The organism is Corynebacterium lizhenjunii, from assembly GCF_011038655.2.
GTDB classification, from domain to species: domain Bacteria; phylum Actinomycetota; class Actinomycetes; order Mycobacteriales; family Mycobacteriaceae; genus Corynebacterium; species Corynebacterium lizhenjunii.
In genome coordinates, this window is sequence record NZ_CP064954.1 from 1,778,092 (window position 1) to 1,799,712 (window position 21,621).

At 62.2% G+C, this 21,621-nt stretch carries 20 protein-coding genes, 1 tRNA gene and 1 pseudogene; 13 read left to right on the forward strand and 9 right to left on the reverse strand.

What is annotated here, in order from left to right:
* Window positions 1–45: 45 nt before the first annotated feature.
* The 6 genes from G7Y31_RS08355 to G7Y31_RS08380 all read left to right on the forward strand — a co-directional run bounded on the left by G7Y31_RS08355 (window position 46) and on the right by G7Y31_RS08380 (window position 6,936).
* Entirely contained in the window at window positions 46–1,005 is a 960-nt protein-coding gene (locus tag G7Y31_RS08355; RefSeq protein ID WP_196823549.1) for a hypothetical protein, read from the forward strand.
* Window positions 1,002–1,487, forward strand: coding sequence for a hypothetical protein (locus tag G7Y31_RS08360; protein ID WP_165010337.1), 486 nt, complete (start codon window positions 1,002–1,004; stop codon window positions 1,485–1,487). The genes G7Y31_RS08355 and G7Y31_RS08360 overlap by 4 nt, the downstream gene beginning before the upstream one ends.
* 332 nt (window positions 1,488–1,819) lie before the next feature.
* A complete protein-coding gene (locus G7Y31_RS08365) occupies window positions 1,820–2,827 on the forward strand; it encodes a hypothetical protein (protein ID WP_165010339.1) in 1,008 nt (335 codons plus the stop codon).
* A 322-nt stretch (window positions 2,828–3,149) separates the two neighbouring features.
* Window positions 3,150–4,319, forward strand: a complete 1,170-nt coding sequence (locus G7Y31_RS08370) for an acyl-CoA dehydrogenase family protein (RefSeq protein ID WP_165010342.1) — start codon at window positions 3,150–3,152, stop codon at window positions 4,317–4,319.
* 80 nt (window positions 4,320–4,399) lie between these two features.
* A complete protein-coding gene (locus G7Y31_RS08375; protein ID WP_165010344.1) occupies window positions 4,400–5,551 on the forward strand; it encodes a CaiB/BaiF CoA transferase family protein in 1,152 nt (383 codons plus the stop codon).
* A gap of 35 nt (window positions 5,552–5,586) precedes the next feature.
* On the forward strand, window positions 5,587–6,936 hold the full coding sequence (locus G7Y31_RS08380; protein WP_165010346.1) for a YjiH family protein: 1,350 nt from the start codon (window positions 5,587–5,589) through the stop codon (window positions 6,934–6,936).
* 110 nt (window positions 6,937–7,046) lie between these two features.
* Here the strand turns inward: G7Y31_RS08380 and fepB are convergent, their stop codons facing one another.
* From fepB to G7Y31_RS08400, 4 genes are read right to left on the reverse strand one after another with little or no spacing between them, the layout of a single operon-like run.
* The gene (gene fepB, locus G7Y31_RS08385; protein ID WP_165010348.1) at window positions 7,047–8,126 is read right to left on the reverse strand and encodes a Fe2+-enterobactin ABC transporter substrate-binding protein; all 1,080 of its coding nucleotides are present in this window, start codon (window positions 8,124–8,126) and stop codon (window positions 7,047–7,049) included.
* Between the two features lie 51 nt (window positions 8,127–8,177).
* A complete protein-coding gene (locus G7Y31_RS08390) occupies window positions 8,178–8,975 on the reverse strand; it encodes an ABC transporter ATP-binding protein (RefSeq protein WP_165010350.1) in 798 nt (265 codons plus the stop codon).
* Entirely contained in the window at window positions 8,972–10,024 is a 1,053-nt protein-coding gene (locus G7Y31_RS08395; RefSeq protein ID WP_165010352.1) for a FecCD family ABC transporter permease, read from the reverse strand. The genes G7Y31_RS08390 and G7Y31_RS08395 overlap by 4 nt, the downstream gene beginning before the upstream one ends.
* A complete protein-coding gene (locus G7Y31_RS08400; RefSeq protein WP_196823550.1) occupies window positions 10,021–11,124 on the reverse strand; it encodes a FecCD family ABC transporter permease in 1,104 nt (367 codons plus the stop codon). The genes G7Y31_RS08395 and G7Y31_RS08400 overlap by 4 nt, the downstream gene beginning before the upstream one ends.
* Window positions 11,125–11,218: 94 nt before the next feature.
* Between G7Y31_RS08400 and G7Y31_RS08405 the strand changes: the two genes are divergently transcribed.
* The 4 genes and pseudogenes from G7Y31_RS08405 to G7Y31_RS11940 all read left to right on the forward strand — a co-directional run bounded on the left by G7Y31_RS08405 (window position 11,219) and on the right by G7Y31_RS11940 (window position 13,653).
* The gene (locus G7Y31_RS08405; protein WP_165010354.1) at window positions 11,219–12,304 is read left to right on the forward strand and encodes an alpha/beta hydrolase; all 1,086 of its coding nucleotides are present in this window, start codon (window positions 11,219–11,221) and stop codon (window positions 12,302–12,304) included.
* Between the two features lie 153 nt (window positions 12,305–12,457).
* A pseudogene (locus G7Y31_RS12095) lies at window positions 12,458–12,529 on the forward strand (hypothetical protein); the annotation flags it as partial.
* 141 nt (window positions 12,530–12,670) lie between these two features.
* On the forward strand, window positions 12,671–13,111 hold the full coding sequence (locus tag G7Y31_RS11935; RefSeq protein WP_244977364.1) for a transposase: 441 nt from the start codon (window positions 12,671–12,673) through the stop codon (window positions 13,109–13,111).
* A gap of 143 nt (window positions 13,112–13,254) precedes the next feature.
* Entirely contained in the window at window positions 13,255–13,653 is a 399-nt protein-coding gene (locus tag G7Y31_RS11940; RefSeq protein ID WP_244977365.1) for a hypothetical protein, read from the forward strand.
* Between the two features lie 364 nt (window positions 13,654–14,017).
* On the opposite strand, the gene G7Y31_RS08415 is transcribed toward G7Y31_RS11940, so the two are convergent.
* Window positions 14,018–14,090 (reverse strand) — tRNA-Val (locus G7Y31_RS08415).
* Between the two features lie 69 nt (window positions 14,091–14,159).
* Window positions 14,160–14,570, reverse strand: a complete 411-nt coding sequence (locus G7Y31_RS08420) for a DUF3052 domain-containing protein (RefSeq protein WP_165010745.1) — start codon at window positions 14,568–14,570, stop codon at window positions 14,160–14,162.
* Window positions 14,571–14,802: 232 nt separating this feature from the next.
* Here G7Y31_RS08420 and aceE point away from each other — a divergent pair, with 232 nt between their 5' ends.
* Window positions 14,803–17,559, forward strand: a complete 2,757-nt coding sequence (aceE, locus tag G7Y31_RS08425) for a pyruvate dehydrogenase (acetyl-transferring), homodimeric type (protein ID WP_165010746.1) — start codon at window positions 14,803–14,805, stop codon at window positions 17,557–17,559.
* Between the two features lie 118 nt (window positions 17,560–17,677).
* Here aceE and G7Y31_RS08430 read toward each other — a convergent pair whose 3' ends face one another.
* The gene (locus tag G7Y31_RS08430) at window positions 17,678–18,643 is read right to left on the reverse strand and encodes an alpha/beta fold hydrolase (RefSeq protein WP_165010748.1); all 966 of its coding nucleotides are present in this window, start codon (window positions 18,641–18,643) and stop codon (window positions 17,678–17,680) included.
* 30 nt (window positions 18,644–18,673) lie between these two features.
* Here G7Y31_RS08430 and G7Y31_RS08435 point away from each other — a divergent pair, with 30 nt between their 5' ends.
* A complete protein-coding gene (locus G7Y31_RS08435) occupies window positions 18,674–18,991 on the forward strand; it encodes an acyl carrier protein (protein ID WP_165010750.1) in 318 nt (105 codons plus the stop codon).
* Here G7Y31_RS08435 and G7Y31_RS08440 read toward each other — a convergent pair.
* On the reverse strand, window positions 18,961–19,335 hold the full coding sequence (locus tag G7Y31_RS08440) for a hypothetical protein (protein ID WP_165010752.1): 375 nt from the start codon (window positions 19,333–19,335) through the stop codon (window positions 18,961–18,963). The two genes, G7Y31_RS08435 and G7Y31_RS08440, sit on opposite strands and share 31 nt — an antisense overlap.
* A gap of 444 nt (window positions 19,336–19,779) precedes the next feature.
* Between G7Y31_RS08440 and G7Y31_RS08445 the strand changes: the two genes are divergently transcribed.
* On the forward strand, window positions 19,780–20,742 hold the full coding sequence (locus tag G7Y31_RS08445; RefSeq protein ID WP_165010754.1) for a CE1 family esterase: 963 nt from the start codon (window positions 19,780–19,782) through the stop codon (window positions 20,740–20,742).
* Window positions 20,743–20,754: 12 nt separating this feature from the next.
* Here the strand turns inward: G7Y31_RS08445 and G7Y31_RS08450 are convergent, their stop codons facing one another.
* Window positions 20,755–21,603 carry a serine hydrolase domain-containing protein gene (locus G7Y31_RS08450; protein WP_165010756.1) on the reverse strand — a complete coding sequence of 283 codons (849 nt, stop codon included), beginning with the start codon at window positions 21,601–21,603 and terminating at the stop codon, window positions 20,755–20,757.
* Between the last annotated feature and the right edge of the window lie 18 nt (window positions 21,604–21,621).

Genomic DNA, 21,621 nt, shown 5'->3' on the forward strand with positions numbered 1-21,621 from the left:
TGGCCGCCTGAGTCCCTGAGTCAGTCAAGGAAGCGAGTCCACACCATGCCCACACCCTCCCCGCGCTCTGGTCTCCGTGCCACGTGGATGCGCCGTGGTGGATTGCGGGTGGCTTGTGGTGTGGCCGCTACCGTGGCGCTGGGCCTGGCCATTGATACCTCCGTGGCGGCCCCTCCGGGCGTGGAGGAGGACTTCATCGCCGCAACTCCCCAGCCGCTGGTTGCCGCCGCTCCTGCCGAGGACACTGCGGCACCCGAGGCTGACTCTGAGCCTAACTCTGAGTCTGCCCATGCCCCCACCCCCGACTCCTTCGCCCCTTCCGCAGCGCCGTCAGCTCCCGGTGTCCCGGACACCCAGCCAGACCCGACAGAGCCAAACGCAACAGAGCCAAACCCGGCAGAGCCAAACCCGACGGCTGCCCCGGCGCTGCCCAACGATGGTACAGGAGAAACTCCGCAGGGTGCGCTGTCGTTTCCACCTTCGCCCGCGGTCGAAATGTATATCCCTTCCATCAATGTCCGCGCGGAGTTTGAGTCCAAACCCTGCCACACCAACGGCGGGGCTATCGACCCAGTGACCATGAATAAGGCCTGCACTTATACCGCGCCAGACCGCCCCTATTCCTTGCCGGGAACCTCCGCCACAGACGTGGTGGTTATCGCCGGGCACACTGGCGCCGGCGTACCCGGGGTATTCAATGCCCTCTATGATGGCGCGCGCGATGAACACCAAGTCTCAGCTGGTGACAAGCTCTATGTGCGCACGGAAGCCACCGGTAATGCCTGGTTGGTCTACATGGCCACAGACTTGCATGCTCCTGAAAAGTCTTCCCTGGCCCAGAACTCGGAGGTGTGGGGCACGCACGCCACGCCGGGGCGTTTGTTGACCATTAGCTGTATCCAGCCGTCGAATCCCCTGGCCTCTGCCGTGCGTAACGCGGTGGTGGGGTGGCAGTTGGTGGGCATTAGCGGGGCATCGGCAAGCTCAGGCGGGGCGCGCCCATGACGCAAACCTATGCTGGCCGCGCGGTGCTTGCGCACGCACTCTTGTTGTTGCTGGCGGGGTTGTTCGTGTTTAGCTCGCTGCTGCCAGTGTGGGCGGCGGGCGCCATCGCTGTGGCGGTGGTGGCGCTGATGCTGCTCGATGGGCTGCGGCGCATCTTTGCGCCGGAACAAGCCGCCACGCGCACTCTGCGTTTGGTATCGCTGGGCGCGGGTGCGGTCCACGCAGTGGGTTGGGGCATGTGCCTGGTTATTTTCGGCAGCTATTCCGCAGTGAGTTCCACTGCGTATTCCAGCGCGTTTATTGCTCTCTATGCAGGCATGCTGCTCAACATCCTGGGTCTTTACGTGGCCTTGTCCGGCAGTCGCGCCAGCCGCGCGGGGCTGCACAACACGGACCGCGAGCCGCAGCGCACTACCGTCCGCACGCCACAACGGCGTCCGCGCAGGTCGCAGGGGCCCGACACGCCAGGCCACCCCCGCTAAATACCCCCGCCCACTCGGCGCCAGCAGCGCCGCCCGCACATACAGCGATATTTAAGCTTTTCTTCATCTTTTGCCCCGCGTCACGAGCGCGCCACCAGGTAAATGTCTACCTCTGGCGGCGGACGCGGGGCCTCTTGAGGCGTACCCGCCCGCACCCCGCACGCCCGGAACCCTGCCCCGCGTCCTACAGTGCGCTCCAGAAGAATTTCTGCCAAACGCACATTTCGCGCGTGTCGCAAGTTATTTCTGTGACTAATGGGGTTTAAGTTATCCATGTTGCCGTCATCGAGGATGTCGGCCCCACCAAACCGATATCCCCCGAGGAGAAAAACATGATGCGTCTTCGAAAGACCCTGACCGCAGTCGCCGTGTCCGGCGCGCTTGCTTTCGCAGTAGCCCCGGTAGCACAGGCTCAGTCTTCCTACGCCTTTTCCACTGGAGACATCTACTACCAGCACACCTCCGGCGGCTGGGTAGAGTCCTCCTCCCGCGCCACCAACCCGGCCCCGCTAAACAATGCGGAGCTAGAGCAGTCTGACCGCATCCGCAAGATGATCGAGAATGACCAGCGCGCCCGCGGCGCTGCAGGTAGCTCTTCCCAAAACATCACCGGGGCTGACACTGCTGCGCGAGCTACCACCGATGCCAGCGCGGGCGGCAATGCCAGCTTGTCCGTGGAAGGCAACGCCACCCGCGAAACTACGGGAGGGGCAAACGGTGGGGTCGACATCAACATTGACGGCAACACCGACGGAAATACCGGCGGCAATAACGCCGGAAACACTGGCGGAAACGCCACCGGAACCAGCTCCATGGTCAATGACGCAGCCTCGCAGGCAGCTTCTGCCGCCACTGCCCTCAACGGCCTGTCTTCCGTAAACACCCCCAACGTCCCGAACTCGGGTACCGGCAACGGCAATGGTGGCTCCAGCCTAACCGGCAACACCTCTGCGACCGGCGGCAATACTGGTGGCAACGGTGGCGGCAACCTTAATGGCGGATCCTCCGTGAGCCCGGAGCTTGCCGGAATCATCTTGCCGGGCATCCTGATCCTGGGCGGCCTGACCTGGTACCTGAACCAGGATGGCCAGACGTACATGTCCAGCCAGGACCGCGTCCACGAGACCCCGACCCGCGAGGAGAAGGCCACCTCTAGCGCCCTACTCTCTTCCAATGCCGGCTCCGTTCGCGAGCAGGCTATCCAGCAAACTTCTGCCGAATCCGAGCGTGGAGTATCGGCAGAGACCGGCGACAACACCGTGGCTCGCGCCATGTTCGCTCTTTTGGTTATGAGCGTCCTGGGTGCTGCCGGCGTGTTCACCCGCCGCAAGTTCGCCTAGGCGAACGCCGTCAGCCCAGCGCTGGCACTCGGTATAACAGACAGCGAAAACTCCCAACCTTTACCTTGGCTCCGCGCCAAGATGAAGGTTGGGAGTTTTTGCTTTTCCCAGTCTGGCCCACTCCCCCGGCACGCCACACCCCCAGCTTGCGCAACCTTCGTGCCACGGTCCGGAACAAGAATCTGGCATACCAGACACTTGGCCTTTTTGTGCACTAGCACACAGCACCAAAAGCTAGTTATCTAGGACATACACCGTGATGGGCGCTACATCGAGAGCGACTGCCACGTTTCCTAGTACGCCACGCAGAAAGGATCCGACTATGATTCAGGGCAAATACCCCGAAGGCGATTTCCTCGGCTACGAGGCCGACCTTCCGCAGGAAGAACTCGACATCTTGCTCAAGGTGCGTCGTTGGGCGCAAACTTCCGTCAAGCCGCGTGCGGCAGAGTTCTGGGACCGCGCTGAGTTTCCGCACCATTTGATTCCAGAGATCGCACAGCTGGGCATCATCAGCCTGGCCCGCGGTCAGCAGCGCTCGCACCTGCTGGCAGGGTTGGTCGCTGCAGAAATCCACCGTGCCGATGCCTCCGTGGGCACCTTCTTTTCCGGTCAGGACGGGCTGTTTACCGGAAGCATCGAGCTGCTCGGCTCCCCAGAGCAAAAAGAACGCCTTTTGCCAGACCTGTATTCTCTGGACAAGACCGGCGTGCTGGCTATCACCGAGCCCACTGCCGGTTCAGACGTGGCCCGCGGGATGAGCACCACAGCGCAGAAAGTCGATGGTGGCTGGCGCATTAACGGCTCCAAGATCTGGATTGGCAACGCAACGTTCTCCGACTATGTTGCCGTCTACGCCCGCGATGTCGCCGACGGTGAATGCAAGGGCTTCATCGTGGATACCTCGACGGAGGGCTACCGCGCAGAGCTGATGACGGGGCGCACCGCCATCCGTGCGGTACAAAACGCCGAAATTACCTTGGACAACGTCTTTGTCCCAGATGAGAACAAGCTAGCCGGAGCCAATGCCTTCCGTGATTTAAACCAGGTCTTCCGCTCGGCGCGCGCAGTCGTGGGTTGGCAGGCTGTGGGCCTGCAAATGGCCACCCTCGATACGGTGTTGGCCTATGTCAGCGAACGGGAGCAATTCGGCCAGCCGCTGATGAGCTTCCAGCTCATCCAAGACAAGTTGGCCACTATCCAGGGCAACCTGTCCCTCTCTCAGGCCACTATGGTGCGTATTGCCCAGCTGCAAGACCGCGGTACTCTCCAAACGGAGCACTCGGCCATGGCCAAAGCCCACGTCACGCGTCTCACCCGCCAGACCGTGGCGCTGGGCCGCGAAATGATGGGCGGCAACGGCACGCTCAGCCACCGGCACATGGGCAAGATTTTCTGCGACGCTGAGGCCCTCTACACCTACGAAGGCACCTTTGACATCAACCAACTCCTGGTCGGACGCTCCCTGACCGGCCAATCCGCGTTTGTCTAGGGCGCACGTATCTTTCAACCGCATACCCCCTTCGACTGCAGGCCCCTTCGACTGCAGATGTACGTTCTCAAGGAGACACCATGCATGAAGAACACTCAACCCCCGCCCCACTAGAGGGCGTGCGGGTGCTGGACCTCTCCAGAATCCTCGCCGGACCTTTTTGCGCCATGATGTTGGCAGACCTGGGCGCGGAAGTAATCAAGATTGAAACGCCCTGGGGCGATGACTCCCGCGAGTTTGGCCCCTTCTGGAACGGCGACTCCGCCTACTACCGGCTGTTTAACCGCTCGAAGCAGGGAATCACCCTCGATCTGAAGAACCCCACAGACGTGGAGACCTTCACCGAGCTAGCCCGGCGCGCCGACGTGGTGGTAGAAAACTTCCGCCCCGGGGTGATGGACAGGCTAGGTATCGGCCCGCAGGAATTGCTCAAAGCTAACCCCTCGCTGATTATCACCAGCATTAGCGGCTTTGGCCAACAGGGCAGCTTCCGCGAACTACCTGCCTACGACCTGGTGGCCCAGGCACTCAGTGGCCTGATGTCAGTTACCGGTCCGGTGGGTGGGCCCGCGACTCGCACTGGCGTGAGCCTAGGCGATCTGGTCCCGGGGCTGTATGCCACCATCGCCACCCTGGCTGCCTTGCGCCAGCGCGAGGCCACGGGCCGCGGCCAGCACATCGACATTGCCATGTACGACTCCCTGGTCTCCATCTTGGAGTCGGTAGCTATGCGCTCGCTGCATACTGATGAAGACATCACGGCCGTGGGCAATGACCACGCGATGACAGTGCCTTTTAGCACCTACCGCGTCTCCGACGGCGACGTGGTCATCGCGGTATCCAACGCCAAGCTCTTCGAGCGCCTGGCACCCGCCATTGGCATTGAATACATGCTAGAAGACTCCCGCTACGCCACCAACGAGGCCCGCGTGGCCCGGCGTGAGGAAGTCCGCCAGCTAATCGAGCAAGCCATAGCCAACGAAACCGTCGCCAGTCTGACCGCCAAACTGCAACAAGCAGGAGTCCCCTGCGCACACGTGGCCAGCGTGGACGAGGCCCTCCACGGCCCCCTAGGCCAGGAGCGCAGCGTGTTGGCTACTGAGGCAGACGGGTTTGTCACCTTGGCCTCTCCGCTCAAGATCCATGGGATGCGCCCGCCCACCCCGGCGCCACAGCTGGGGCAGCACAACGGGGGCATCGGCAAGCTGTTGGCACAGCCGCCCAAAGAATAAAACCTCCATTCCTGCTCATCAAAGGACAGATTCCGATGACTACCAACAACTCCCCCGCAGTCCACAGCGCTGCGGCTGCGCCGGGCACGCAACCGGCCACTGGTTCCTGGCGCTTCTTTGTCTACAGCGCCATTGGTATTTTTGCTTTCTTTGTCCCGTTTACCGTCGGGGAAACCAACTCCATTCTGCTGGATCACCTGGTCAAGTGGATTAGCGCCCTGCTGGGCAGTGCTACCCCGTGGGTGGTCTACGCGATTCTGGTAGCCGGCACGGTGTATCCGTTTGTTACCGGGCGCTTCCGCAAATCCCCGGCCCGCCTGGCCTTCGCACTCCTGGGCGTGGCGGGCCTGGTGGTGGCCACCATGCTCATGTTCAACTTCGGTCCGGCGCTGGTCTTTGAGGACCGCATTGGCCCCTTCCTGTATAACAAGCTGGTGATCCCCGTCGGCCTCCTGGTGCCAGTAGGCGCGATCTTCCTGGCCTTTTTGGTTAGCTTCGGCCTCATGGAATTCGTGGGCGTGCTGGTGCAAAAGTTCATGCGCCCGGTCTTCCACACCCCTGGCCGTTCCGCCATTGACGCCGTCGCCTCCTTCGTAGGCAGCTACTCGCTGGGCCTGCTGGTCACTGACCGCACCTACAAGTCTGGCGGCTACACCGCGCGGGAAGCTGCCATTATTGCCGCGGGCTTCTCCACGGCCTCCGCGACGTTCATGGTGGTCATCGCACGCACCCTGGACTTGATGCCTATTTGGGGGCCGTACTTCTTTACCACGCTCATCGTGTGCTTCTTAGTCTCAGCCATCATCGTGCGCATTCCCCCGCTCTCACGCATTCCTGACGATCCTTACCCCGGCGTGGAACTTCAAGCCGAAGAGGTCGTGAGCAGCAACCGCATCCAAGCCGCGTGGCGCGAAGCCACCAAGACCCTCAATTCCTGCCCGCCGCTGTGGCGTGTGCTGTGGGAGAACCTGCGCGATGGCTTCCAGATGACCATGCAGATCCTTCCCGGCATCATGTCCGTGGGCTTTTTAGGCCTAGTCCTGGCCTACTACACTCCGCTGTTTAAGATCCTGGGCTTCGTCTTTTGGCCTGTCACCCACCTGCTGGGTCTGCCGGAGCCGCAGTTGGCGCAAGAAGCCCTCGCCATCGGCCTGTCGGAGTTGTTCCTGCCCGCGACCCTGGTGGCCGATTCTGGCTCAGAGATGCTCCGCTTCCTCATCGCGGTGGTCTCTGTCTCCCAGGTGTTCTTCTTCTCCTCCATGGTCCCAGCCGTTCTGGCCACCGAGATTCCGCTAAAGATCTGGCACATGGTGGTGATTTGGTTCCTGCGCGTGGTGCTGAGCTTGGTGCTAGCCTTCCCCTTTGCTCTGGTGTTCACGAGCTAGTCTGCCGATGCCCCCGCCCGGACCGCCCTGCCCGCCCCCCGAGCAAGGGTTCCCCGCAGGGGGGTCTATGCCCCCGGGCGGCCCCGCACCGCCGGGGCCGCCCGGTCAGACTACTTACTGAACTGCTCGATTAGGGAATCCAGCAATACGTTGGCAGAGAAGTAATCCAGGCGGAAGGTATCAGCCGGGGTGTGGAAGACCTTGCCATTCTTTACTGCCGGGGAGGTATTGAAGGCCGGTTCGTTAGCGATGGCGGCCTTGGACTTATCGTCGGAGGCGATGACTACCCAGTTATCGCCGGGCAGGCCCTTCTGAATGTTTTCCATGGACAGTTTGACGATGTCCCCACGGTCCTTACCCATGGAGGTATCGCCCTTCACCTCTTCCGGGATCTCGGCCAGGTTAAAGCCCAGCCGGGCCAGGATCTGCGACTGCGGAGCCTCCTTGGTCAGGGCTGCGGCGCCGGAGCCATCCGGGAAAATGATGAACGGGGAGGTGGTGCCTTCCGGAATTGCGAGGTTCTTCTTGGCCGCGTCCACCCGGGAGTCGAACTCGGCGATGATTTCCTTGGCCTTGGCCTCATAGCCGGTGGCCTCGCCAATCTTGGTGGTCACATCCTGCCAGGAGGAATCCGAGTAGTCCACCACCAAAACCGGGGCAATCTTGCGCAGCTTTTCTACCTGGTCAAAGACGGAGTCGCCGGAGTTCTTGGACACGATGATGAGATCGGCATCATACTCCGTGGCCTTCTCAATGTCCGGGGAGCCGTTTTGCCACAGCTTCTCCACACCGGCGGCCTTGGCCTGCTCGGACCATTGGTTGAAGAAGCCTTGATCGTCAGACAGGCCCGGAACGTTGGGCGCGGAGGTGCCGGTGGCCACCACGGGAGCGCCAACTGCCAGCAGCGCGCCGGTCAGGGTGGTGGAGGTGGAGACAATGCGCTTGGGCTGCGCTTCAAGGGTCAGCTCTCCATCGTCGGTGGAAATGGTACGCGGCCACTGGCCGGCCTCGGCATCGGCAGAAGCCTCGGCGGACATGGCGCCAGAGGCATCGGCAGACATAGCTGCGGACGTTGCGGAAGAGGCTGCGGAGGTGGAGGCATCCTCGGAGGAGCAGGCCACCAGGCCCACCGCCATGGTGCCAGTGAGCAGGGCAGCAAAAGCGGTCGTGCGGGCGGTCTTGTGAGACATGGAAGTCCTTTCTATATATATGGAATGGATGGGAGATGTCGGCCAGGCAAGCTACTTGTCCGGCCGACGGGGAATAACCAAGGGGGTCTTGGTCACTGGGTCCTCAATCACCAGGGATGGCAAGTTGAAGACCTGGTCCATCAGGGATTCGGTCATGACCTCGTTAGGGTGGCCATGGGCGACAATGGCGCCATCCTTCATCACCACCAGATGGGTGGCGTAGCGGGTAGCCAAGTTCAGGTCGTGGAGCACCGCGACCACGGTGCGGCGCTGCTTCTGGTACATGCGCTGGCACAGCTCCAGGATGTCAATTTGGTGCGCCAAGTCCAGGTAGGTAGTGGGCTCGTCTAATAGCACCGTCGGCGTGTCCTGGGCCAGCACCAATGCCAGCCACACGCGCTGGCGTTGGCCACCGGAAAGCTCATCCACGCTGCGGTCCGCAATGTGGGCAATGTTGGTCAGCTCCATGGCCTGCTCCACTGCCTGGTGGTCCTGCGTGCTCCACTGGCGGAACAATCCCTGGTGCGGAGAGCGGCCGCGGGCAACTAGATCGCGCACCCGCATCTTCTCCGGGGCGATGGCAGACTGCGGCAAAAGACCCAACTGCTGTGCCAACTCCTTGGGCTTGATGGAGTTGGTGTCCTTACCATCAAGCACAATGGAACCTTGGGCTTGCTTGTGAATTTTGGCAATAGCCCGCAGCAGGGTGGATTTACCGCAGGCGTTGGGGCCGATGATGACACTAAACCCGCCCTCGGGGATCTCCACACTCAGATCGGAAGAGATCACGCGAGTGTCATAGCTGGTGGTGAGGTTGCGCACAGCAATGCGCGGTTGGTTGTTGCTCATACGCTCTTTCTCGATTCCACAACTAGTAATCCCATGAAGTAGACCCCGCCCACCGCGGCGGTGACGACACCCACGGGCATGGACTCCAACAGGGCCTGGCTGGCAATATCAGCGGCCAGGAGCAGCACCGCCCCAGATAAGCCGGAGGCCACCAGTGGGGCGCGGGAGGACTGGGACATCATGCGCGCCAAGTGCGGAGCCACCAGGGCAATAAACCCAATGGGCCCGGCGGCTGTGGTGGCAATCGCCACCAACGCGGTGCCCAAAAGGACTAACGCTGCTTGGGCGCGCTGCGTGTGGGTCCCCAGGCCGGCGGCGAGGTCCTGGCCCAATTCCAGGTTGCGCAGATCCCGGGCACAGGCCGTAATCAATCCCAACACCACCAGCGTGGCCACCAGCGCGAAGCTGGTCACCTGCCATTCCGCAGCCGCCAGGGTGCCAGTGACTGCTTTGAGCGCGGCATAAGCGGTATCGGAATCCGCTTTGACTATCAGCCAGCGGTTAAAAGAGCCCACCATGGCGGAGATGGCAATGCCGGCCAAAATCAGGCGCAGCCCGCCAAAGCCGCCCTTGAAAGAGACCACAAAAATCACCGCACCACAGGCAATGCCTCCTAGCAACGCTGCAAAGGACACCACCGCCAATGAACTGCCCAACAGCACAATGGCCACCAAAACGCCAGCCTGGGCGCCCATGGTAAAGCCAATAATGTCCGGGCTGCCCAAGGGGTTTCGGGTAATGGTCTGGAAGATAGCTCCGGCCACTGCCAGCGCGGCACCGATGATCACCGCCAGGAGTATGCGCGGCAGGCGCCACTCCACGATGACCAGCCGTTGGCTAGCAGTGCCGTGGCCAGTGAGCACGGCCCAGGCATCCGCGTAGCTCAAGGAGGACCCGCCGACACCGATAGCTGCAAACATCAGCACCAGGCACACTGCCATCAACGCTAGGGTCACCACGAGGCTGCGCCGGTTGAGCAACAGCGAATATCCGCGGGCGCGCAGGAGCAACTGGCCCGCCGGGGCGGGGGCTAAGGGCTGTGGGTTCATCGGCCATCACCCCGCATGCGGTGGACCATCAGCAACAGCATGGGCGCTCCCACAAATGCGGTGAGCAGACCCACCCCCATCTCCGAAGGCCGCGCCAACAACCGGCCTGCAATATCGGCGGCCAGCACCAGGCAGGGCCCCAGGACTACACACAAGGCCAGGATCCAGCCGCGGTGTGGTCCCATTAGCCACTGCGCCACAATCGGCACCACCAAACCCACATAGCTCAGCGGTCCCGCGGCCGCAGTGGCAGCCGCGCACAATACGGTAATGGCCACCAGCGCCACGCCACGGGTGAGCACCACGTTGGTCCCCAAGGCCGCAGCCACATCATCACCCAAAGCAATGTTGGATAAGCTACGCAGCAGCGCCACGGCCAGAACTACGCCGACGGCAATTGGCCCCCACAACATAGCCAGGGGGACATCCATGCGGGTCAGCGCGCCGACTTCCCAAAAGCGGAAAGAATCAAAAACCTGCGGCTTAGCCAACTGCACGGCTCCAATAATCCCGCCCGCGGCTGCGGAGAAAGCCACCCCAGCCAGGATCAGGCGCACGGGCGAGGCCCCGCCACCGCCGGCCGCGCCCACGGCGTAGACAAACACCGTAGCCAACAGTGCGCCCACCACGGCGGCAAAGAATTGCCCCCGCGCAGAAGTCAGTCCCAGGTAGGCAGTCGCTAGCACGATGGCCAGCGATGCCCCAGAGTTCACTCCCAGCAGCCCCGGATCCGCCAGCGGGTTGCGGGTAATCGCTTGCATGATAGCTCCGGCTACCGCCAGGGCTACACCCACTGCCAGCCCAATGATGGTGCGCGTGCCGCGCAGCCCGTTGATGTTGTAGCTATCCACCGAGTCATCCGGGTAACGCAGGTAGTGCCACACATCCGCCAGCGGGATGTGGGAGGAGCCCCAGACCATTGAGGCCACGCAGGTGGCCACGAGCACCACAAGCGCGATCAGCACGATCATGCCGCGCGAGACCACTGCAGGCGCGCCTGCCTGCAAGAACACCCTTTGTCGGGCGTGCGAAGACGCCCGCAGGTGGGCGTGCGACGCCGCTGCGGGGTACTCCGTGGTGGTGGATTTGGTCTTACCCATAGTCGCAAAAGTATAGTAAAGCTAGCCTTAGCCAGAAAACCCTAACCTAAATCAGGGTTTTCGCCCCAATCCTGAGCCTCCAAGGAGACCATTCGTGCCGCCCGCACACCTGCGCTACCCCATGCTGCCCATCCCGGCCCTGCCGCAGCACAGTCCACTCCCCGCCGGCCTGACTGAGCAGGACCTCCTGGCTTTGACCCGCACTCCCCACATACAGCCCGCCGCTACCCCGGATCACCTCACGCTAAGCGTCGCCGTAGCCGATTGTCCCGCCGGCTACACTCCGGTGCTCTACCTCGACAGCCATACCCACATCCAGCGCGAGCACCTGTCCCACTTCGCCTTGCAGCCATATATCCCCGCAGGCCCGGCCGCTCACCGCTGGCATGCAGGCAGCTTTGAGCTTCCCCAAGGCTTGAACACCGCCGTGGGCATCCTCCGCGCCAATCCCGCCACCGACTTCTGCCTCCACCCCGACGACCGCCAAGCCTGGATTGCCCTGCGCGATACCGGCCAACCCGCCTGGGCCAAAGGAGAGATCATCGGCAGTGGTCAAGGCCGCTTTAACGCCTTGGTGGACATGGCCCCGCTGGCAGAGTTCCCCGCCGGGATCACTCCCGCGCACTCCACCACCATCGACGCCGGCGTCCCCTGCCAGGTGTGGCTGCACCTGTCTGCCGGTTCAACTTCCCGCGAGATCCTCTTGGTTACCGATGGCGACATCTACGTCCGCCACGTCCCCCTCCTACCAGCTTTGACACAGCTTGCCGATGCCCCTTCCGCCACCATCTTCCTCGCCCCCACCGTCCCAGAGCGACGCATGGATTTGCTGGGAAATCCTGAACTACTGGCACACACCGCCCGCGCCGCCTTAACCTGGGCCCGGAACACTGCACGCGCCCAGGGCCACCATCTAGATACCGACGCGCAGCGGGTAACCATCGCCGGCGGCTCTCTGGGCGGATATGCCGCCACCTCCATGGTTCTGCACTTCCCAGATATTGCCCGCAACGCCATTACCCAATCGGTATCGTTATGGTGGCCCGGGCCCTCCAACCAGCCTTACGCCCTACTCGACCAGCCGCTGCCCCAGGCCACCGACTCCCCGCGAACCATCTTCCACGAGGTCGGCGAGTTCGACATCCACCTCTACGTGGAAAACAAGCTCCTAGCGGGCTAATGGTCAAAATGTGTTGGTGAATTTGTCTGTTTCTGTGCTCCGTGCTGGTGGTATTAGGAATGATTTACTGTTCTGGGGTAAATGAGCGGTCAATGCACTGAAATCCCACAGGCCACCGACCAAGTGTGATATGGGGGCGTAGACGATGAGGGGATGAGTACTAAACATCCCCCATGCCCGGTGTGCGCCGGGCGAAGTATCAAGCATGGAACGACTACGAGTAGCCGCCAGCGTTGGCGCTGCAAGGAGTGCGGGCACACCTTTACCCGTTGCCACGACGACGCCGGCCAAGCGATGTGGTTTAGAGTCTTCGTTGACTGGCTCACCAGCGGAATTTCACTAAACACGCTGGCCAAGATACACAACGTGAGCGTATCGACACTCCAACGCCGCTTCGCCACCTTCTGGTACGTGCAACCACCAATGCCAGCAGACCCCCACCGGGTCTATGACCAGGTCTTTATCGATGGGACATACTTCAACACAAAATGCCTGCTTGTCCTAGCCGACTGCGACCATGTCATCTCATGGTTCTGGGGATACACCGAAGATTCCTGGGCCTACGGCCGATTACTCGACACTATTGCCCCGCCACTGATTGCAACGACAGATGGCCATAAAGGCTCAGCAAAAGCCATCCGAAACACCTGGCCTGAGACCAAAATCCAACGCTGCCTCGTCCACGTCAAACGAAATATCCAAACCGCTACAGGTCTTCATCCCACATCAGCAATGGGCAAGGCACTACGCCGACTATCCCTAGAGCTACTGCACATAGACGATCTCGACCCGCCGACTGGACGATAAAGCTGCAGAAGTTCGGCCAAACCTTCAACACGCAGCTCAATGAGAAAAGCTACGTCAAAGACACCCCGCTTGAGCAGATCCCGAAATCGAAGCGACACAACAAAAGATGGTGGTACACCCACTACACCCACCGAGCCGCCTACATGCAGCTGGTGCGACTTTCCAAGGCCGGTCACTTGTTTACCTACCTGACCGAAAAGCAGGGCACCATCGCCTATAAAAGCACCACCAACAGCCTAGAAGGTGGCATCAACTCCCCGATAAAAAGCCTCCTGCACGCCCACAGAGGCCTCAGAGATGAACATCAACGCATCGCCTGCGACTGGTGGCTCTACACCCACACACAACACCCACGCGACCCCGTAGACATCGCCAGAGAACAAAATTGGGGCAAGGACGCAACCGCCAAAGCCACGATCCTTGCCCACCACGAGCGCCAAACCGCCAACGGTCACGACGACGGGCGGCCCGCACTCCTCGACAACGCCATCGACGCTGACTACAACCACAGTATGGGAATCAGGAAAGGCACCATCCACTAACCCCCACCAACACATTCTGACCATTAAGACGACACGCCGAAAAACAACACATTTTGACCATTAGGCCCTCCTAGCAGATAAACTAGCCCGCGCCGCTGACTCCGGGGTGGGTTATACAGTGAACCACCGGGTCTTTCGCGGTGGGCATGACTACCTCAATTGGCGCCGCGGCATCATCGAGGGCTTCACCTGGATCCTCCACAACCGCCCCACAACAGGCAGCTCCGCTCCCTCAACACGGGTCTAGCAGTCTAGCCCTACTGCCCTGGGCGGCGGTCCGATACAGCGCACCACCAAAACCCATGGTCTTCCTCCGCATATGCCAAAGAATCCTCCCCGTTATCCGAAGGAGGATTCTGTTTCGTGCGGCCTGAGGGGCTCGAACCCCCGACCTATTGGGTGTAAACCAATTGCTCTCCCAGCTGAGCTAAAGCCGCGCGGTGCTCTAAAGCACTCAGAAAACTATAGCCGAGCGCCAGCGAACCTACCAAACTTCCAGGTATGCGCTACTTTTTGGTGTTTCCGCGCGGGACCAAGCAGCTTCCCTGCCACTGGCCCAGACGCTCCGCCTTGGTCTGCACCAGCCCGGCCAACTGTGCGGACTCTGAAATCTCGCCCGGGGCTACGGTCCCCGGTTGGCCAGTGCCGGGGGTTAGCAGCCACACGCGGCCATTATCCCCCAGGGGGCGCACGGCATCCACCAGGCCATCAACCAAGTCCCCGTCCTCCTCGCGCCACCACAGCACTACGGCATCACACAGATCATCAGTTTCCTCATCCAGAAAGTCCTCCCCCAGCACTTCCTCAATGGCCTCGGAGATCTCCGGATCGCTATCCTCGTCCCAGCCAAGCTCCAGAGCCACCTGCCCCGGTTGGATGCCCAGCTTACGTGCATAATCCTCCAAATGAGTGGTCATAGCCCCGGATTTTACCTGCCCTAAGCTCATTTTTCTTCTTATAGCTTGCCGATGCCCCCTCTTCCCCCGCCCCGCCGCGGCACTCCACCTTTGCAAGATTCCCTGCTTCCAGGAAACCCTCAGGGCACAGCGGCCACTTAATGCAGGACAGAGGGCTTTGCAGCGCTTCACAACCATAAGGGCGTATTCTGTACAGAAACAATTCTGATGCCTATTTCTGGAGGAACATCCCATGGCAGACCTGGAATCGCTAGCTGGCGACTCTAACTTCCCGCTCATCCGCGACGGCGTCGCATCCTATCTCTACGACACGGACCCAGAGGAAACCCAAGAGTGGATGGACTCCTTGGACGGTCTGTTGGAGGACACTTCCCCGGAGCGGGCCCGGTACCTCATGCTGAGGCTGCTAGAGAGGGCATCGGCAAAGCGAGTGCCCATGCCGGCGCTGACCTCCACAGACTTTGTCAACACCATCCCCACCGACTTGGAGCCAGAATTCCCGGGTGATGAGGAACTCGAGAAACGCTACCGCCGGTGGATCCGCTGGAACGCCGCCATCATGGTCCACCGCGCCCAGCGCCCCGGAATTGGCGTGGGCGGCCACATCTCCACCTACGCAGGCGCCGCTCCGCTCTACGAGGTGGGCTTCAACCACTTCTTCAAGGGCAAGGACCACCCCTCTGGCGGCGACCAAGTCTTCTTCCAAGGCCACGCCTCCCCCGGCATCTATGCCCGCGCCTTTATGGAAGGTCGCCTGAGCGAAGAGGACCTAGACGGGTTCCGCCAGGAGCACTCCCGCGGTGAGGGCGAAGGCCTGCCGTCCTACCCGCACCCGCGCGGCCTGCCCTGGTTCTGGGAATTCCCCACCGTGTCCATGGGCTTGGGACCAATTAACGCTATCTACCAGGCCCGCTTTAACAAGTACTTGGAGCAACGTGGCATCAAGGACACCTCCGGCCAGCATGTCTGGGCCTTCTTGGGCGACGGCGAAATGGATGAGCCCGAGTCCCGCGGCCTCATTCAGATGGCGCCGCTCTACGGCCTGGACAATCTGACTTTCGTGGTCAACTGCAACCTGCAGCGCCTGGACGGTCCGGTACGCGGTAACACCCAGATCATCCAGGAGCTGGAGTCCTTCTTCCTCGGCGCAGGCTGGGACGTGATCAAGATCATCTGGGGCCGCGAGTGGGACCGCCTGATCGAAGCAGACAAGGAAGGCGCCCTAGTCCACATCATGAACACCACCCCGGACGGGGACTACCAGACCTTTAAGGCCAACGATGGCGCCTATGTGCGCGAGCACTTCTTCGGCCGCGATGAGCGCACCCTCAAGCTGGTCGAGGACCTCTCCGACGATGAAATCTGGGCGCTACGCCGCGGCGGCCACGACTACCGCAAGATCTACGCCGCCTACGCCAAGGCGCTAGAAAACCGTGGCACGGGCAAGCCCACCCTGATCCTGGCCCACACCATCAAGGGCTACGGCCTGGGCCACAACTTCGAGGGCCGCAATGCTACCCACCAGATGAAGAAGCTCACGCTAGAAGACTTGAAGCTCTTCCGCGACAAGCAGGGCATCCCCATCTCCGACGAGGTCCTTGAGGCGGACCCGTACAACCCGCCCTACTACCACCCGGGCAACAACGCCCCGGAAATCAAGTACATGCTGGAGCGCCGCAAAGAACTCGGCGGCTTCCTGCCGGAGCGCCGTGCGGACTTTGAACGGCTGCACGTGCAAGACATCGACAAGCTCCGGTCTGTGCGCAAGGGCTCGGGCAAGCAGAAGGTGGCCACCACCATGGCCTTGGTGCGTACCTTTAAAGAGATCATGCGCGACAAGGAAATTGGCAAGCGCATTGTGCCCATGATCCCGGACGAGGCCCGCACCTTCGGCCTGGACTCCTGGTTCCCCACCCTCAAGATCTGGAACCCCTCCGGTCAGAACTACGTCCCGGTGGACCACGACCTGATGCTGTCCTACCGTGAGGCGACCGATGGTCAAATCATGGCCGAGGGCCTCACGGAAGCCGGCGCCACAGCGTCGTTTACGGCGGCATCGACGTCGTATGCGACCCAGGGCGTGGCGATGATCCCGCTGTACATCTTCTACTCCATGTTCGGCTTCCAGCGCACCGGCGACGCCTTCTGGGCAGCGGCCGACCAGATGGGGCGCGGCTTCATCATCGGCGCCACCGCCGGGCGCACCACGCTAACCGGCGAGGGCCTGCAGCACATGGACGGCCACTCCCAGATCCTGGCCTCCACCAACCCGGCGGTAGTCTCCTACGACCCGGCCTTCTCCTATGAGATCGCCCACCTGGTCCACCGCGGTATTGACCGCATGTACGGCGACAACGATGAGGCGATCATGTACTACATGACCGTCTACAACGAGCCCGTCCACCAGCCCGCTGAGCCGGAAAACCTGGACGTCGAAGGCCTGCACCGCGGCATTTACCACTACAACACCGCCGAGTCCGGCAGCATCCCAGCCAACATCCTCGCCTCCGGCGTGGGCGTCCATGAGGCCCTACGCGCCCAAGAGCTGCTGGCGGAGAAGTACGACGTCAAGGCCTCCATCTTCTCCGTGACCTCCTGGGTGGAGCTGGCTCGCGACGGTGCAGCCAAGAACAAGGCGGCTCTGCAAAAAGGTCAGGAGCCGGAAGAGGCCTTTGCCACCTCACAGCTCAAGGGCTTCGAGGGCCCCTTCGTGGGCGTGTCCGACTTCACCACGGACCTGCAGGAGCAAATCCGTCCCTACGTCCCGGGCACCTACATTGCCTTGGGTACCGACGGCTTCGGCTTCTCCGACACCCGCGCCGCTGCCCGCCGCTTCTTCAACTCCGATGCCGAGTCCATCGCCGTAGCCGTGCTCTCCGCCCTGGCCACCGATGGCAAGATTGAGCGCTCCGTGGTAGAGAAGGCCGCCGCCGAGCTGCACTTGGATGACCCAACCAAGACCACCGGCTCCACCGAGGACGAAGACTAGTCCTCACCTCACAAACCGTTCAGCCCGCCTCGGCTGCTGGATTCTCCACTACGAGTATCCAGCAGCCGCGAGTGGGCTGGATTTCCATCTAACTAGCCAGGTGGCTGCCACGTGAGGGCTACTGGGCGGCATCGACAAGCTGCGAGAGGGCGGCAGCGACATCGGCAGGCTCCTCGAGGATGACCATGTGCCCGGCGCCGGGAACCACAATGAGCTCGGCGCCGGGCCACTGCTTACACAGCATCTCCGACTGGGACTTGGGTGTAACAATGTCTAGCCCACCCACCATGACTATGCCTGGCACATCCGCCAGCCGCGCGGCAGCACCATATTCGGCGTGGTCAATGAGGTCATCGAAGAACCCCACGAAGGAATCCAGTGGGGTGTCCAGCAGCATCTCCACGTGAAATTGTAGGCGCTCCATTTGCGGGAAACCCGTCACCAGCGCGGCAAAAATGGGCGCGGCCACGCGGGCGAACCCACGGCGGGCACGGTTCACGCGGGCGGGCAAGTGCTGCGCGGCGTTGTATAGCCCCTCTGCCAGCGAGGACTGCAGCAGCGCAGCCGCGCCGGTTTCCGCAAACGGCCGCATGGACGTCGAAATCAGCAAAGCGGACTCGATACGCTGATAAACCAGGCTCGGCGCGCGGCGAATGACGTTCTGCGCCACCATGCCGCCTAGCGAGTGCCCGACGATGATTAGCTGGCCACTGGGCGCGCGCTCAGCAATGATGCTCAGCACATCATCACCGGCGTCATCAATAGTGCAGTCACTGGCTGGCACCTGCTGGGATTGGCCGTGCCCGCGCAGGTCCATCAGCAAACTACGCACGTGTGGATAATGCTCGCGCAGGTACTCAACCTGGTCATAAAAGCTCTCCGCAGACAGCCCGTAGCCGTGGATTAAGACCACGGTGAGGGCGGCATCCGTGGGGCCGACTTCGTACCACCGCAGCCGCTCATGGTCCCCGGTGGCGCTCAGCTGCGTCAGCCCCGGCGGGTGCTCCGGGTCGTGCAGCAGGTCCATCTGCACATGGCTGGTCCAGTTGCGCAGGACGGAGGACACGCGACGTCGTCTTTTCATAACGCAACCATCCTACCTAGGATGGGCCCCATGGCTAATGATTCCCGCTCCTCCGACCTGGCCGCGCAGCTGCGCGCTGCGTTGGGCTCTCCTGCCGATACCCCCACTGCCGATGTCCCCCAGGATGTCTACGGTCAGCTGGCGTTACTGATTGCCCGAATCTGCGGCGCCGATGTTGAGCGGGATACCCAGCTTGCCGATGCCCCCGTGGACTCCCTCGACCTCATCGAACTGGTGGTGCGTTGTGAGCAGACCTTCGGGGTGCGCATAGACGCCGAAGCCGCCCGCGGTTGGGTAACCGTGGGCGACGTGGCGGACTATATTGAGACCCGGGCGGTAAAGCAGTAGGCCTCACTGAGCTTGGCCAACCGGTGCGCCAGGTCCCGGAATTCCTCCGGGGTGCCGGTGAGCACCTGGTGGCAGCCAATGCCCGCGGGCACCGGCAGGTCCCCCGCCGCAAAGGCGGCGAGGTCCGTACTGGGCCAGTCCTTGTACCAGCGAGTACACCACTGTGCGAACAGTGGGTCCTCCCCGGGGACTTCCCAGATGGATTCGCTGCGCAGGCAGTCCACCATGAGGTCTTCCACAGTGGGCCGCAAGGCAGCGGGCATGCCGTCAATTTCCAGCACGCCGTGGATAACTGCGCCGGAACCAGAAGATTCGACCGCAGTATCATTTACGCATGTATCCATGGCCGAATACCTTTCGTGTTCACACAAGACGAGCCTCGTCTTCCCCAACGAACTAATCTGTGCGACAAAGCCTCCCGGCGCGCGGGCCAGCGGGCTTCTCCTACGAATTACATCGGATGTAATTAACGTGCGTAACGTCACCTATTTTGTTCCCCATTCGCCACATCGGCAACTCTCAACCACCGCTTCAACCCCCGTTTACTCAAGTTACACTTGAGGTTCAGCCCCACTCCCCACCTCGCAGCCGAAGAACCAGCGACTCGCGCAACACACAGGCCGCCAGGAAACTCGGCCCCCGACCGATCTGCAGGCGCCTGGCCAGCGAGCGTCCGCGCAGCAAAACTCGCAGGCAATGAACCCTCAGCACAGCACAGTGGCCACAGTCCCAAAAATCACACCAGTAACTCTTGGCAACAGGCGTAACATCCCGTAATCTTTCTCCTCATGACCGCAACGAAACTCGCCGCCATCACGGCCAGCCTCACTTTGGCCATCACTGCGCTCGCCCCCGCGGCAAATGCGCAGTCTTCCGTACCCCAACTCAGCTCCAATCCAGCTGGCAGCTCTGCGGCCTTCAAGGACATCGCAGATGCGCTGAACGGTCTCGCAGGCGGCATCGGCAATGCAGGCAGTACCCATCGCACCACCCGCACCATCAACGTGCCCGGCCAGGGCCAGCGCTCCTACCTGCTGAGCCTACCGGCAGGCCACAACGGCATCTCCCCCACCCCAGTGCTCTTCGGCTTCTCCGGCTGGACCCACAGCGCTGAGCAAGGCGCCGGCTACATGAACCTTGAGCGCGCTGCTGGCAACGAGGCCATCGTGGTTTACCCGCAGCCGCGCGCTAACGCCTCCGGCACGCTCGGCTGGGAAGGGCCCTCCTACGCCCCCACCCGTCGCGGCGAAGACGTCGACTTCGCCCGCGCCATCGTGGACCAGCTCAACCGCGACTACGCCATTGACCGCTCCCGCATCTACGCCACCGGCTTGTCTAACGGCGGCGGCATGGCACTCAATCTCGCTTGCCAAGCGCCCGAGACCTTTGCCGCCGTCGCCGGAGTAGCGACCGCTTCTTACACCCCCATCTTCGACGGCTGCCGCGGCCAAGTACCCACGCTGCTTATCCACGGCACCAATGACGACATTGCGCGCTACGCCAACGACGGCATCGGCCAAGGCGGGCCCTACTACTCCACCCGCGAGGCATGGCGCCGCATCGGCGAACGCAACCTGTGCAACACCACCAACAACCTGCGCGTGAGCCAAGGCAACGGCTACGAATCCTTCGCCTACTCCAACTGCCTGGCTGATACGGTCCTCTACCGCGTCAACGGCGGCACACACACCTGGTTCGCCTCCAACCCCGCCGCCACACAGGAAGTGTGGAACTTCTTGCGCACCCGCTAGCGCGCCCGCCTGCTAAGCGAGGCCGAGCTCGCGCGCCACCCGCGCGTTGACCTCCGCCCACAGCGGCTTAGCCCAGTCCCCAAAGTCGCGGTTAGACAACATAACCATCGCGGCTTGGGCCTCGGGCACCATCCACAGATAGGTCCCGGACATGCCAAAGTGGCCCACGGCATCGGCAGGCAACTTAGACATCCAGTGCTCCCGGCCGCCATCGCGGCCCTTGGACCCATGGACCTCGAAGCCCAAGCCCCAAGTATTGTCCCCAAAAGGCCCATAGCCGGGAACAATCCCCCGCAGGCCCGCGAACTGCACTCGGACCATCTCCGCCAGCGTGCTGGGATCCAACAGCCGCGGTTGCATCACCTCTTGGGAAAAGCGCACCAGATCATCCACGGTGGTTTCTAGGCCGTGGCCTGCGGGCCCCCGCAGGGCCGTGTTCTCCATCCCCAACGGCGCAAACACGCCCTCCGCCAGATAACTCGCAAACGACATGCCCGTGGCCTCTTCGACCACCTCCGCAGCCCACTCATAGCCCGCTGAGGAATAAATCCGCCGCTGCTCCACCGGCCGTTCCGGCTCGCGGCTATCAAACCCCACACCTGAGGCGTGCGCCAGGAGATGCCGCAGGCTCGCCCCCTCTGGACCGGCCGGTTGGTCCAGCTCCACCGCGCCTTCCTCCACGGCCATCATCACCCCGTAGGCCACCACGGGTTTAGTCACGGAGGCCACCGCAAACTGCGCGGCTGTATCCCCCACGGCCCGCACCTGGTCGTGGCTGATCAGGGCGCCGGCCACGGCATCGGCAGGAAACTCCGGCAGCACCTGGGCAATATAGTCAGCAGCAGTGTCAAAAGCGCTCATGCTCCCACATCCTACCGG

Excerpts from the sequence above, each read along its gene's own strand:
- G7Y31_RS08375 (WP_165010344.1), top strand. The coding sequence starts at position 4,400 with ATGCATGAAGAACACTCAACCCCCGCCCCACTAGAGGGCGTGCGGGTG.
- G7Y31_RS08440 (WP_165010752.1), bottom strand. The coding sequence starts at position 19,335 with ATGGATACATGCGTAAATGATACTGCGGTCGAATCTTCTGGTTCCGGC.
- G7Y31_RS08450 (WP_165010756.1), bottom strand. The coding sequence starts at position 21,603 with ATGAGCGCTTTTGACACTGCTGCTGACTATATTGCCCAGGTGCTGCCG.
- G7Y31_RS08380 (WP_165010346.1), top strand. The coding sequence starts at position 5,587 with ATGACTACCAACAACTCCCCCGCAGTCCACAGCGCTGCGGCTGCGCCG.
- G7Y31_RS08395 (WP_165010352.1), bottom strand. The coding sequence starts at position 10,024 with ATGAACCCACAGCCCTTAGCCCCCGCCCCGGCGGGCCAGTTGCTCCTG.
- G7Y31_RS08420 (WP_165010745.1), bottom strand. The coding sequence starts at position 14,570 with ATGACCACTCATTTGGAGGATTATGCACGTAAGCTGGGCATCCAACCG.
- G7Y31_RS08370 (WP_165010342.1), top strand. The coding sequence starts at position 3,150 with ATGATTCAGGGCAAATACCCCGAAGGCGATTTCCTCGGCTACGAGGCC.
- G7Y31_RS08430 (WP_165010748.1), bottom strand. The coding sequence starts at position 18,643 with ATGAAAAGACGACGTCGCGTGTCCTCCGTCCTGCGCAACTGGACCAGC.
- G7Y31_RS08365 (WP_165010339.1), top strand. The coding sequence starts at position 1,820 with ATGATGCGTCTTCGAAAGACCCTGACCGCAGTCGCCGTGTCCGGCGCG.
- G7Y31_RS08355 (WP_196823549.1), top strand. The coding sequence starts at position 46 with ATGCCCACACCCTCCCCGCGCTCTGGTCTCCGTGCCACGTGGATGCGC.
- G7Y31_RS08400 (WP_196823550.1), bottom strand. The coding sequence starts at position 11,124 with ATGGGTAAGACCAAATCCACCACCACGGAGTACCCCGCAGCGGCGTCG.
- G7Y31_RS11940 (WP_244977365.1), top strand. The coding sequence starts at position 13,255 with ATGCAGCTGGTGCGACTTTCCAAGGCCGGTCACTTGTTTACCTACCTG.
- G7Y31_RS08390 (WP_165010350.1), bottom strand. The coding sequence starts at position 8,975 with ATGAGCAACAACCAACCGCGCATTGCTGTGCGCAACCTCACCACCAGC.
- G7Y31_RS08435 (WP_165010750.1), top strand. The coding sequence starts at position 18,674 with ATGGCTAATGATTCCCGCTCCTCCGACCTGGCCGCGCAGCTGCGCGCT.
- aceE (WP_165010746.1), top strand. The coding sequence starts at position 14,803 with ATGGCAGACCTGGAATCGCTAGCTGGCGACTCTAACTTCCCGCTCATC.
- G7Y31_RS08445 (WP_165010754.1), top strand. The coding sequence starts at position 19,780 with ATGACCGCAACGAAACTCGCCGCCATCACGGCCAGCCTCACTTTGGCC.
- fepB (WP_165010348.1), bottom strand. The coding sequence starts at position 8,126 with ATGTCTCACAAGACCGCCCGCACGACCGCTTTTGCTGCCCTGCTCACT.
- G7Y31_RS08360 (WP_165010337.1), top strand. The coding sequence starts at position 1,002 with ATGACGCAAACCTATGCTGGCCGCGCGGTGCTTGCGCACGCACTCTTG.